This is a genomic window from Pseudomonas sp. TWR2-1-1 (assembly GCF_049897045.1).
GTDB classification, from domain to species: Bacteria; Pseudomonadota; Gammaproteobacteria; order Pseudomonadales; family Pseudomonadaceae; genus Aquipseudomonas; species Aquipseudomonas versuta.
Map to the genome: position 1 here is coordinate 169,521 of NZ_JAFCVM010000006.1, position 12,184 is coordinate 181,704.

Below are 12,184 nucleotides of genomic sequence, written 5' to 3' on the forward strand. Positions count from 1 at the left end.
GGTTTTTGCCCAGCAGCGCGTGGTACACCCCACCACTTTCTGGCGGGTTTACAGCTAAGCCACCACGCATTACCTGTAGCAGCTGCCGCAGGCTGCGTCCGATTGCGCAGCAATCGTAAAGCCTGTGTACGCGGCTCACCTGAAGAGTCGTGTTACCGGGCTGAACGACGGCTGCGCCGCCGGACGTAGCCTCGTGCCACTCGGCAACTGCTACGGCCTGAGATCAGCCCAGGTTTTTGCCCAGCAGCGCGTGGTACAGCTCGGTATCGCCGAGTATCCCCACCACTTTCTGATTGTCGTGCAGCACCAGTTTGTTGCCGGTCTGATAACGGATTTGCAGCGCGTCGCGCATGCCGATTCCGGAATCCACCAGGGTCGGGCCGCGTCCCAGTCCTTCGACGGCCTGCCCATGGCTCCAGTGCTGCAAGTCCACGCTGCTGGCGCCCTGGCGCACACCCTTGATGGTGTTGCCTTCTGCCAGATCAATCCACGAGTCGTCCCCCGGGTCTATGCACACCGAGCCGTTGATGCGTTTACAGTTGTCCAGCGTGCGCATCAGGCTGCGCCCGCACAGTACGTTCAGGGGGTTGGTATGGGCGACGAAGGTGCGCACATAGTCGTCTGCCGGGTTGAGCACGATCTCTTCGGGCTTGCTGTACTGAATGATCTTGCCGTCTTTCATGATCGCGATGCGGCTACCCAGTTTCAGCGCCTCATCCAGATCGTGACTCACAAACACAATGGTCTTGCTGAGTTTGCGTTGCAGCTCCAGCAATTCGTCCTGCAAGCCCTGGCGGATCAGCGGGTCCAGTGCCGAAAATGGTTCATCCATCAGCAAAATATCGGCGTCCATGGCCAGCGCCCGGGCCAGGCCGACCCGCTGCTGCATGCCGCCGCTCAGTTCATCCGGCTTTTTGTTGCGCCACTGGGTCAGGCCCACCAGCTCCAGCTTTTCGTCCACCAGGGTGCGTCGTTCCTTCTCGGGCCGGCCCTGCATCTCCAGACCAAAACTGATGTTCTCGCGCACGGTTAACCAGGGCATCAGGGCGAACTTTTGAAACACCATGGCGATGCGCTTGGTGCGCATCATTTTCAGTTCGGCCGGGGTGCAGCAAGCAATATCGATTTGCTTGCCTTCATGCTCCACATGCAACTGGCCGCGGCTCACGGTGTTGAGCCCGTTGATACAGCGCAGCAAGCTGGATTTACCCGAGCCGGACAACCCCATCAACACGCAGATTTCGCCTTTGTCGATGTCCAGGCTGGCGCTTTCGACGCCGACAATCTGCCCGGTTTTTTTCAGGATCTGATCCCGTGACAGGCCCTGGTCCAGCAGGCCCAGGGCTTCGCGTGGATCTTTGGCAAAGATAACGTCGACTTTGTCGAAGCGAATAATGCTCATGCGTCGGCTCCTTTTTTAGCTTCCGGCTGCTTGCAGATCCGGTCGAGCATGATCGCCAGCAAAACAATCGCCAGTCCGGCTTCAAAGCCCAGGGCGATGTCTGCGGTGTTCAGTGCGTTGACCACCGGTTTGCCCAGGCCATCGGCACCGACCAGCGCGGCAATCACCACCATCGACAGCGACAACATGATGCATTGGGTAATCCCGGCCGCGATGCTGGGCATGGCATGGGGCAGCTCGATCCGCGTGAGCAGTTGGCGGCGCGAACAGCCAAAGGCCTTGCCGGCATCGAGCAGTTCATGGGGTACATCGCGAATGCCCAGGTACGTCAGGCGAATCGGCGCGGCAATCGCAAAGACCACGGTAGAGATCAGCCCCGGCACTACACCCAGGCCGAACAGGGTCAGGGTAGGGATCAGGTAAACGAAGGTCGGTACGGTCTGCATCAAGTCCAGTACCGGGCGCATGAAGGTGTAGAACATGGGTTTGTGCGCCGCCAGAATGCCCAGCGGCACCCCGATGATCACGCAGACAAAGGTGGCGAACAGCACCTGCGCCAGGGTTTCCATGGTCTCTTGCCAGTACCCCAGATTGAGGATCAGCAGAAACGACAGCGCCACGAACACCGTCAGCCCCCACTTGCGTTGAATAAAGTGCGCGAGCAGTGCAATCAGTCCGATAAACAAAAAGGGGTTGAACCAGGTCAGGGCGAACGTCACGCCGTGGATCATGGTTTCCAGCGTCAGCGCAATGGCGTCGAAGGTGCTGGCACCGTGTTTGGTCAGCCAGTCGACGAAGCTGGCGATGTACTCGCCCAGAGGGATTTTGTGATCAATCAGCATGGTAGTGAACATCCGCATGCAGGGAGAATTGAACCGGAGCCGGACGGGCGTGCCGTCCGGCGCCCGAGATTACTTCGCGAGGCTGGCCTTTACGGCCTCAAGGCCCGGCTTGCCATCAATCGTGGTCACCCCCGTCAGCCAGGTGTCGAGCACCTGCGGGTTCTGTTTGAGCCAGGCTTTGGCCGCCACGTCCGGTTTGATCTTGTCATCAAGCACTTTGCCCATCAGGGTGCTTTCCATGTCCAGGGTGAACACCAGGTTCTTCAGCAACTGGCCGACGTTCGGGCACTCCTCGGTGTAGCCCTTGCGGGTGTTGGTGTAGATAGTCGCCTGACCATAATTGGGGCCAAAAAAGTCATCGCCACCGGTGAGGTACTTCATCTTGAAACGGGTGTTCATCGGGTGCGGTTCCCAACCCAGAAACACCACGTCGGTGCCACGGCGCTGGGCGCGATCGACTTGTGACAGCATCCCGGCTTCGCTCGACTCCACGACCTTGAAGCCCGCGTCCTTAAGGCCGAAGGCGTTCTTGTCGATCATGGTCTGGATCATGCGATTGCCATCGTTGCCCGGTTCGATGCCGTAGATTTTGCCGTCCAGTTCCTTCTTGAATTTAGGCAGGTCGGAGAAGTCTTTGAGGCCCTTGTCGTACAGCGCCTGGGGGACGGCGAGGGTGTATTTGGCGTTCTCCAGATTGGCCCGTACGGTCTCGACGGTTCCGGCATCGCGGTAAGCCTTGATGTCGTTTTCCATGGTCGGCATCCAGTTGCCCAGAAACACGTCCATGTTCTTGCCATCGGCCAGCGACTTGTAGGTGACGGGCACTGAAATCATGGTGGTTTTGGTCTTGTAGCCGAGGGCCTTGAGCACCTCGCTGGTGACGGCGGTGGTGACGGTGATGTCGGTCCAGCCGACATCCGAGAAGTTAACGGTGCTGCATTGCGCCGGCTCTGCAGCCTGGACGATCACGGGCAGACTCAACAGTGCAGCCAGCAACAGCGACGGGGAATGTTTCATGGAACGACTCCTGGGTGTCTGGGTGGCGGTTTTTCGAATCGAAAAGCCGCACGTATCAGTTGCGGTTGGGCGATGCCCGGCAGACGTTTGGCGGCGCATCTGGCAATCGAGTCGAGACTGATCATGTAACAGTGAAATTCAAACGCCTACAGGGTGCGTCGCATCCAGTACAGGGAGGGTCGTATCTGGTACTTGGGAGGTCGTATATGGAAAATTCCGCTGTCAAAACCGGCTTTTCCGGCCTTCTGCACCCTATAAAACGGCGAGGGCGCTGGCAGGCAAAGCCGGGTCGTAGCTGGACGTTTTAGCGGATTGAAAACCGCCCATAGTGCGGGCATTCACCCCCGAGGCTTTGTGCTCATGGCTATCAGCGTGTTTGACCTGTTCAAGATTGGCATTGGCCCCTCCAGCTCCCACACGGTCGGGCCCATGCGGGCCGCAGCGCTGTTTGTGCAGGGCCTGCGCGAACGCGACCAGCTACAACAGGTACGCCGTATTGAAGTGCAGCTTTATGGCTCGCTGTCCGCCACGGGCATCGGCCATGGCAGCGACAATGCCGTGCTCATGGGCTTGATGGGTGAATGGCCGGACACCATCGACCCGGCACAGATAGGCCCGCGCATCGCGCAACTGCGTGAAAGCCGGACACTGCTGCTGGACGGGCATTTGCCCATCCCGTTCGAGTGGGCTCAAGACATGCGCCTGATCGACGAAAACCTGCCATTTCATCCCAATGCCATGACCCTGATAGCCGCCACCGAGCATGGCGAACTGTTCCGCGACAGCTATTACTCGGTGGGCGGCGGCTTTGTGGTGGACGCAGCACAAGCGGCCAGCGGCGTACTGGACATGGACCGGACCCTGTTGCCGTATGACTTTTCCAGCGCCGCCGAGTTGCTCGAACTGTGCGCCACACATCACCTGAGCGTGGCCACCCTGATGATGGCCAATGAACGAACATGGCGCAGTGAGGATGAAATCCGCTGTGGCCTGATCAAGCTCTGGCGGGCCATGCAGGATTGCGTGGAGCAAGGTCTGAAACACGAGGGCATCCTGCCCGGCGGTTTGCATGTCCGTCGCCGCGCTGCCCGCTTGCACCGTAGCTTGCAGGAGCTGGGCAAACCCAACGTCATTGGCTCGACGCTCAGTGCCATGGAGTGGGTCAACCTGTTTGCACTGGCGGTCAACGAAGAAAACGCTGCCGGCGGGCGCATGGTCACGGCCCCCACCAACGGCGCGGCGGGCATCATCCCCGCGGTGCTGCATTACTTCATGAAGTTCAGCGACGAAGTCAGTGAAGCCCATGTGGTTGACTATTTATTAAGCGCGGCGGCGATCGGCATTCTGTGCAAAAAGAACGCCTCGATTTCCGGGGCCGAAGTGGGGTGCCAGGGCGAGGTCGGTTCGGCCTGTGCCATGGCCGCCGCCGGGCTGGCGCAAATCCTCGGCGCTACGCCGGAGCAGTTGTGCAACGCCGCCGAGATTGGTCTGGAACACAACCTGGGCCTGACCTGCGACCCGGTGGGCGGGCTGGTGCAAGTGCCGTGTATCGAGCGCAACGCCATCGCTGCGGTCAAAGCCATCAACGCGGCACAAATGGCCTTGCGCGGTGATGGCCAGCACTTTATTTCGCTGGACCGGGTGATCCGCACCATGCGCGACACGGGCGCCGACATGCATGACAAATACAAAGAAACCTCACGGGGCGGTCTGGCCGTCAGCGCGGTGGAATGCTGAGCTCCGGATGACTGGGTCACCCCCTCCTGTAGGAGCGAGCTTGCTCGCGAGCTTCCAAGATCAAAAGCTCGCGAGCAAGCTCGCTCCTACAGGTTTGCAGTCAGGTTTTCCGCGCGCCGTTTAGGCGCATACCGACCTCTTTTAGCGCATTCGTGCGCTTGGTGACATTCCGTCACATCTCTGTTTCTAGCGTCTCCCTCAAGTGCTACCAATGTGCTCAAAAGCGCCGGGCAATCTGCGCCGGTTGCTTTTAAACATGGCTTGTCTGGTATTTCATCACGACCCGTCCAGACACATTGCGACGTCGTTTTCAGGCTTTGTTGAATGCTCATTCAAGTTTAGGCATGGCATTTGCGTTGTGATTACAAAGCCCCGTTAAACGAGGGCAATAACAAGAGCCTGTGCCTGGGGCCATCACCCGCTTTGTGTGAGGAGATACCGCGATGACGTCGTTCAACTCCGGGGTTCAACCCCAGAACCGTACGCCTCAATCCATCGGCTTTCTGCTGCTGGACAATTTCACGCTCATTTCCCTGGCTTCCGCGATAGAACCCTTGCGCATGGCCAATCAGCTGTCCGGGCGCGAACTGTATCGCTGGAGCACCCTCACCGCAGATGGCAGTCAGGTATGGGCCAGCGACGGTCTGCAAGTGACCCCTGATGCAAGCATGTACAAGGCCCCGGCGCTGGACATGGTGATTGTTTGCGGCGGTATCGGCATTCAGCGCACGGTGACCCGCGAGCACGTTTCATGGCTGCAAAGCCAGGCGCGCCAGTCGCGCCGTCTGGGCGCGGTGTGCACCGGCAGCTGGGCCCTGGCCTACGCCGGTCTGCTCGACGGCTTTGATTGCAGCGTGCACTGGGAATGTCTGGCTTCCATGCAGGAAGCCTTTCCACGAGTCGCCATGAGCACTCGCCTGTTTACCCTGGACCGCAGCCGTTTCACCAGTTCGGGCGGCACCGCGCCGCTGGACATGATGCTGCACCTGATCAGCCGCGATCATGGCCGCGAACTGTCGGCGGCCATTTCCGAAATGTTTGTGTATGAACGCATTCGCAACGAACAGGACCATCAGCGGGTGCCGCTCAAGCACATGCTTGGCACCAACCAGCCCAAGCTGCAGGAAATCGTGGCGTTGATGGAAGCCAACCTCGAAGAGCCCATCGACCTCGATGAACTGGCGGTGTACGTCACAGTGTCGCGACGTCAGCTGGAGCGTCTGTTTCAGAAGTATTTGCACTGCTCGCCATCGCGTTATTACCTCAAGCTGAGGCTGGTGCGGGCGCGCCAGTTACTCAAGCAGACACCGATGTCGATCATTGAAGTCGCGGCGGTATGCGGCTTTGTTTCTACCCCGCATTTCTCCAAGTGTTACCGCGAGTATTTCGGTATTCCGCCCCGCGACGAGCGTGTGGGTTCCAACACTGCCCAGCAGACAACCCTGGTGCCGATTCCGCAGTCATTGCTGATGACACCGCTGGCCGGCCCCATGTCAGCCCTGAATCAGGCACGCCACGAATCAACCTTTGCCAGCGTAAGGCTGTAGCGCCGCAGCGCCTTCTGTAGGAGCGAGCTTGCTCGCGAGCTCTTCAGCGAAGAGATCGCGAGGCAAGCTCGCTCCTACAGGATTAAGGTAGAGGTGGGGTCAGGCCGTCTGGTTTTGCTTGAATTGCGCCAGCCCCGGCAGCAGTTGTTGATCTATGGCCTGGCGCACCGCCGGCAAAATGGTCGCGCTGCCGGTGTAGAGTTTTTCTACCAGGCCCTTGAGTGCGCGCGCGTTGGTTTCATTCAACCCGCAAACCACGGTCGTGCAGGCTTGCTCGGCGCTGCCCGCCACTTCAAACCCCAATGAGCGCAGTTGGCCCAGCAGGTCCTGCTCATCAATCAAGTCCGCATGCATCATGTTTTTATCCTTTTACAGAGGCGCGATCGAACTCGATTCTGGTACGGCCCGGGCCAGGGGGCAAGGGCGGTTTGACGATTTGTCCGGGACGCCTAAGCGCAGGTCGTTTTCGGCTAAGTCCCGGCGCAAAGGGTTGTGCACACTGACTTTCGCGGCACCGTCGATGGTTTGGTCACCCTCTCGGCATCACACAAGGTTAGCCCCGAACCTGTCACGGCAGGCTCGGGGCTTTTTTCATGCCTTCGCGGTATTGGGCAGGCCGATCACCCGGCCCGCATAGGCCGGCTTTGGCAGGTCTCCCTGCTGGGCTTCTATTGCTTGCAACAACGCCAGCGTGTGTTCGCTGAACGGCGCAGAGTGCGGCCCTGCAAGGTCGACATGCAGCAGCATTTGCTCATTGCCAGCCAAGGTTTGCGCTTCGCCGGTCAGGTGCAGGCTGTGATAAAGATGCAGGCGCTTTTTATCAAAGCCGATGAGCTGGGTACGCACTTCGACCTGGGCGCCGAGTTTCACTTCGTGCAGATAGTTCAAGTGCACTTCCAGGGTGAACAGCGAGTGGCCGCCGGCCTCGCGGTTCTGGCTGTCGAGCCCCAGTCGGTCCATCAGGGCATCGGTGGCATAGCTGAAAATCAGCAGGTAAAACGCGTCCCGCAAATGGCCGTTGTAATCGACCCACTCTTCAAGGACGGGGGTGCTGTAGGTCGTGAGGATGGGCATGCAGTACCTCGATCAATCGTTGATGGCAATGCCATGTTTGAGTTTGGTCGCGTTCACCGCTTCCATCACCGCCAGCAGGCAGTCATCACGATAGCTTTCCAGCGCGCCAATGCTGTGGCTGCCCAGTTGTTCTGTCGTGCCCTCAACCACGTCGTCGATCAGTTTTTCGCTGAGTGGCGGTGCAGTCAGGTAGGTCCACGGCAGTTTCAGGGCCGGGCCGAACTGGTTCATGAAGTGGCGCATGCCCGCATCGCCACCGGCCAGGGTATAGGTGAGGAACGTGCCCATGAACGACCAGCGCAAACCGGCGCCAAAGCGGATTGCATCGTCGATTTCACCGGTGGTTGCCACCCCGTCATTGACCAGGTGCAGCGCCTCGCGCCACAGGGCTTCGAGCAAGCGGTCGGCGATAAAGCCCGGCACTTCCTTGCGCACATGCAAAGGCCGCATGCCCAGGGATTGATAGACCTCGATCGCCGCCGCAATGGCTTGGGGCGCGGTTTTTTGCCCGCCCACCACTTCCACCAGCGGCAGCAAGTACACCGGGTTGAACGGGTGGCCGACGATGCAGCGTTGAGGATGGGTGGAGGTCTCGTAGAACTCGCTGGGCAGCAGCCCCGAAGTGCTGGAGCCGATCAGTGCATCGGGTTTGGCGGCGGCGCTGATTTTGCTGTGCAGCTCGAGTTTGAGATCAAGCCGCTCGGGTGCACTTTCCTGGATGAAATCGGCGTCGCGTACACATTCTTCAATGGTGCTGACAAAGCGCAGGCGGTCCTGGGACGCGCCTTTGGCGAGGCCGCTTTTTTCCAGCGCGGGCCAGGCCTTGGCCACGCGTTTGCGCAGGGCGGCTTCGGCACCGGGAGCAGGGTCCCAGGCCACCACGTCCAGGCCGTGGGCCAGTGCGCGGGCGACCCAGCCGCTGCCAATGACACCGCTGCCCAGGGCCGCGAAGGTTTTGATGTTAGTGATAAAGGTCATGGGCAATTCCTGATCAAAATTCGGTCTTAAACCTGTAGGAGCGAGCTTGCCTCGCGAGCTTTTCGCTGTTTCGTTGTTTCGCTGAAGAGCTCGCGAGGCAAGCTCGCTCCTACAGGGGAACAGGGGGCATGTGGGCAGGGGAGGCGGTGTTAGTGGCGCTGGCTCAAACCCATCTTGACCCGGCCTTCAGCCGGGGTCAGAACCCGGGCGCCAAGGCGGCTGAGGATTTCTGTGGCGCGCTCCACCAGCTGCCCGTTGCTCGCCAGTACCCCACGATCCAGCCACAGGTTGTCCTCCAGCCCGACCCGGACGTTGCCGCCGAGCAAGACCGCCTGGGCTGCCATCGGCATTTGCATGCGGCCAATGCCGAACCCGGCCCACACCGCATTAGCGGGCAGGTTGTCGACCATGGCTTTCATGCTGGTGGTGTCTGCCGGCGCGCCCCACGGGATGCCCAGGCACAGCTGGAACAGCGGGTCGTCGAGCAGGCCTTCCTTGATCATTTGTTTGGCGAACCACAGATGGCCGGTGTCGAAAATCTCCAGTTCGGCTTTAACCCCCAGCTCCTGAATGCGCTTGGCGCCCGCCCGCAACTGGGCCGGGGTCGACACATAAATCGTGTCGCCGTCACCGAAGTTCAGGGTGCCGCAATCCAGGGTGCAGATTTCCGGCAGCAACGCTTCAACGTGAGCCAGGCGGGTCAGCGGCCCGACCAGGTCGGTATGGGGGCCAAACTCCATCGGGTTTTCGCCGGGGCCGATGTGCAAGTCACCGCCCATGCCGGCCGTGAGGTTGACGATGATGTCGATGTCGGCCTCACGGATGCGCTCCATCAGTTCGCGGTACAGCGCCACGTCACGGCTGAACTGGCCGGTTTTCGGATCCCGTACATGGCAATGCACCACCGTGGCTCCGGCCTTGGCCGCTTCCACGGCGGCGTCGGCAATTTGCTTGGGCGTGATCGGTACCAGGTGGCTGCGGGCGCTGGTGTCGCCGGCACCGGTGAGTGCGCAAGTGATGATGACGTCGTGGTTCATTTAGCGTTTCCTTAGGGCGTAGAGCGCCACGCCGCTGCCGTTGCAGGCGCGGCCGGGTGGGCTCGGTGTTGAATTATTTGGCGCTGAGTTTCAGGTTCCCGGCAGCGGGTTTGCCATCCGCTGTGGTGACGCCTTCGAGCCAGCGCTGCAAGTCTTGCGGGTGGTCCTTGAGCCACTGACGGGCCGAGACCTGAGCGTCCTTGTGGTCCAGCAACGGCTGCATCATGCGGCTCTCGTCTGCGGCGCTGAAGGTCAGGTTGTTGAGCAAGCGGCTGACGTTCGGGCAACGATTGGCGTAGTCCGGCGTGGTGACGGTCCATACCGTGGCCAGGCCTTCATTCGGGCCCAGTGCATCTTCGCTGCCGGTCAGGTAGGTCATGTTCTGGTTAATGTTCATCGGGTGCGGGGTCCAGCCAAAGAACACGATCGGCTCGTTGCGGTTGACCGCGCGGGTCACGGCCGAGAGCATTCCGGCCTCGCTGGACTCCACCAGCTGGAATTTACCCAGGCCAAAGCGGTTCTGATCGATCATCGCCTTGATCTGGGTATTGGCACCGGAACCCGGTTCAATCCCGTAGATTTTGCCGCCCAGTTCTTTCTCGAATCTGGCGATGTCAGCAAAGCTTTTAAGCCCTTTGTCACTCATATAGGTCGGCACGGCGAGCATCGCCTTGGCATCGTCAAGGCTGGGCCTGGCCAGCACCGTCACCTGTTTGGCATCGACAAAGGGGGTGATGCTCTGGTTCATGATCGGGTTCCAGTAGCCCAGAAACATGTCCAGCCGGTTATCTCGCATCCCGGCGAAGATGATTTGCTGGGAAGCGCTGGTCTGTCTGGTTTTATAGCCGAGACCGTCGAGCAGGGTTTGCGCCATGGCGCTGGTGGCGATCACATCGGTCCAGTTGACCACGCCCATGCGCACGTTCTTGCACGATGGATCTTCGCCAGCCAGTACGTAGGGGCTGAGTACCAACAAGCAACAGCTGATCAGTCGTTTCATGGAGCGGGCCTCGGCAGGTAGCTATTAGAGAACCGGTGTCTTTGTGCACCGTGACGCCAAGTTACGCAGGTCGGGCAGGGCTTAACCGCACTGGAGCGACGGGCTTTTGCACTGCAGCGACCCGAGTGTGTTTCAATCTTTCGAACTGTCTGCACGAGCGCCTCCATGCCCCAGGATTTCTACTTCCTATTGCTGCCCGGCTTTTCCTCATTGGGGTTTATCTCTGCCATTGAGCCGCTGCGGGTGGCCAACCGTTTTCGTGGCGAGCTTTATCGCTGGCACGTGCTCAGCAGCGACGGTGGCGCGGTGCCGGCGAGCAACGGTATGTCGGTCAATGCCGAGGCTGCACTGGAGGGGCTCAAGGCCGGGGCGACGCTGCTGGTGGTGGCCGGCTTTGAGCCGCTGGCCCATGTCACGCCTGCGCTCATCCACTGGCTGCGGCGTCTGGACGGCGAAGGGGTGAGTCTGGGCGGCATCGACACCGGCAGTTTTGTGCTGGCCGAGGCGGGCTTGCTCGACGGCTATCGACTGACCCTGCACTGGGAAGCGCTGGAGGCGTTCAAGGAGTCATGGCCGCGGTTGCAGGTTACCCAGGAACTGTTCGAAATCGACCGCCGACGGATTACCTGCGCAGGTGGCACGGCGTCCATCGACATGATGCTCGATCTGATTGCCCAGGCGCACGGGCCGGAGCTGGCGATTCAGGTCTCGGAACAGTTCGTGCTCGGGCGCATCCGCCCGCGCAAGGATCACCAGCGCATGCAAGTTGCCACGCGCTACGGCATCCGCAACAAGAAGCTGGTGCAGGTCATTGGCGAGATGGAACAACACAGCGAGCCGCCCCTGAGCACGTCGCAACTGGCACTGAGTATCAGCGTCACCCGGCGCCAACTGGAGCGCCTCTTCCGCCTGCATCTGAACGACACACCGCGCAATTTTTACCTTGGGCTGCGTCTGGAGAAAGCCCGGCAATTGCTGCGCCAGACCGACATGAGCGTGCTGGATGTCAGCCTGGCCTGCGGCTTTGAATCACCGTCATATTTCACCCGCAGCTATCGGGCGCGTTTTGCCTGCGCGCCACGACAGGACCGGGTCGGTTAACCCTTGAGCAATGCCGCGCACGCAGCCTTGTAGGCATCATGCTGATATTTGTTCAATGAAGCGGGCAGCTCGAAGGCGTGCTTTTTGAATTGCGCGTTGAGGGTTTGCGGTGACAGCAATTGCACCTCGCAATCGTCCAGCAACTGGATGATGCCTTCGATTTTGAAGGTGGTTGGCCCGCCCGCAAACTCGCCTTTTTTGCTGCGCTTCTTGATTGCGATACGGGTGATGCCGTTGGCCTTTACAAAGGCTGCGAGCTGCGCGGCGAAGGCCTTGACGTTGAGGGCATTTTCATCGTCGTCGAGGGCGATCTTTTTGCTCGCAGTGGCCAGATGTTGAAGGCCGTCGGGGCCTTGGGTGGCAAGGGCGAAGATGGCTTCGCTGCCTTTGATATCGATACCGCAAATAGTCATAAAAACCCTGGATTTAAATAAAGCACCTGACCTGTG

Annotated in this window: 12 protein-coding genes; 3 read left to right on the forward strand and 9 right to left on the reverse strand. The window is 60.1% G+C overall.

Annotated features, from left to right (window positions below; genetic code table 11):
* Positions 1 to 223 precede the first annotated feature (223 nt).
* The 3 genes from choV to ACP7BO_RS16890 all read right to left on the reverse strand — a co-directional run bounded on the left by choV (position 224) and on the right by ACP7BO_RS16890 (position 3,261).
* A complete protein-coding gene (gene choV, locus ACP7BO_RS16880; RefSeq protein WP_426211572.1) occupies positions 224 to 1,402 on the reverse strand; it encodes a choline ABC transporter ATP-binding protein in 1,179 nt (392 codons plus the stop codon).
* Entirely contained in the window at positions 1,399 to 2,244 is an 846-nt protein-coding gene (gene choW / locus ACP7BO_RS16885) for a choline ABC transporter permease subunit (protein WP_426211574.1), read from the reverse strand. Before choW ends, choV begins: the two co-directional genes overlap by 4 nt.
* Before the next feature lie 69 nt (positions 2,245 to 2,313).
* Entirely contained in the window at positions 2,314 to 3,261 is a 948-nt protein-coding gene (locus tag ACP7BO_RS16890) for a choline ABC transporter substrate-binding protein (protein ID WP_060696646.1), read from the reverse strand.
* A gap of 360 nt (positions 3,262 to 3,621) precedes the next feature.
* Here ACP7BO_RS16890 and ACP7BO_RS16895 point away from each other — a divergent pair, with 360 nt between their 5' ends.
* Complete coding sequence (locus ACP7BO_RS16895; protein ID WP_426211576.1) at positions 3,622 to 4,998, forward strand: L-serine ammonia-lyase; 1,377 nt, start codon at positions 3,622 to 3,624, stop codon at positions 4,996 to 4,998.
* 443 nt (positions 4,999 to 5,441) lie between these two features.
* Positions 5,442 to 6,545: a GlxA family transcriptional regulator gene (locus ACP7BO_RS16900; RefSeq protein ID WP_060696648.1), complete on the forward strand. Its 1,104-nt coding sequence runs from the start codon at positions 5,442 to 5,444 to the stop codon at positions 6,543 to 6,545.
* Between the two features lie 99 nt (positions 6,546 to 6,644).
* Here ACP7BO_RS16900 and ACP7BO_RS16905 read toward each other — a convergent pair whose 3' ends face one another.
* The 5 genes from ACP7BO_RS16905 to choX all read right to left on the reverse strand — a co-directional run bounded on the left by ACP7BO_RS16905 (position 6,645) and on the right by choX (position 10,634).
* Positions 6,645 to 6,902 (reverse strand): hypothetical protein, encoded by a 258-nt coding sequence (locus tag ACP7BO_RS16905; protein WP_426211579.1) that lies wholly within the window; start codon positions 6,900 to 6,902, stop codon positions 6,645 to 6,647.
* A gap of 234 nt (positions 6,903 to 7,136) precedes the next feature.
* Positions 7,137 to 7,619, reverse strand: coding sequence for a thioesterase family protein (locus tag ACP7BO_RS16910; RefSeq protein WP_426211581.1), 483 nt, complete (start codon positions 7,617 to 7,619; stop codon positions 7,137 to 7,139).
* 12 nt (positions 7,620 to 7,631) lie between these two features.
* Positions 7,632 to 8,597: an L-carnitine dehydrogenase gene (locus ACP7BO_RS16915; protein ID WP_426211583.1), complete on the reverse strand. Its 966-nt coding sequence runs from the start codon at positions 8,595 to 8,597 to the stop codon at positions 7,632 to 7,634.
* Positions 8,598 to 8,746: 149 nt separating this feature from the next.
* Entirely contained in the window at positions 8,747 to 9,634 is an 888-nt protein-coding gene (locus ACP7BO_RS16920) for a 3-keto-5-aminohexanoate cleavage protein (RefSeq protein WP_397455532.1), read from the reverse strand.
* Positions 9,635 to 9,707: 73 nt separating this feature from the next.
* Positions 9,708 to 10,634 (reverse strand): choline ABC transporter substrate-binding protein, encoded by a 927-nt coding sequence (gene choX, locus ACP7BO_RS16925; RefSeq protein ID WP_426211585.1) that lies wholly within the window; start codon positions 10,632 to 10,634, stop codon positions 9,708 to 9,710.
* A gap of 165 nt (positions 10,635 to 10,799) precedes the next feature.
* Between choX and ACP7BO_RS16930 the strand changes: the two genes are divergently transcribed.
* Positions 10,800 to 11,735 carry a GlxA family transcriptional regulator gene (locus tag ACP7BO_RS16930; RefSeq protein ID WP_397455534.1) on the forward strand — a complete coding sequence of 312 codons (936 nt, stop codon included), beginning with the start codon at positions 10,800 to 10,802 and terminating at the stop codon, positions 11,733 to 11,735.
* Here the strand turns inward: ACP7BO_RS16930 and ACP7BO_RS16935 are convergent.
* Positions 11,732 to 12,148, reverse strand: a complete 417-nt coding sequence (locus ACP7BO_RS16935) for a DUF3010 family protein (RefSeq protein ID WP_426211587.1) — start codon at positions 12,146 to 12,148, stop codon at positions 11,732 to 11,734. The genes ACP7BO_RS16930 and ACP7BO_RS16935 overlap by 4 nt on opposite strands.
* Positions 12,149 to 12,184 lie beyond the last annotated feature (36 nt).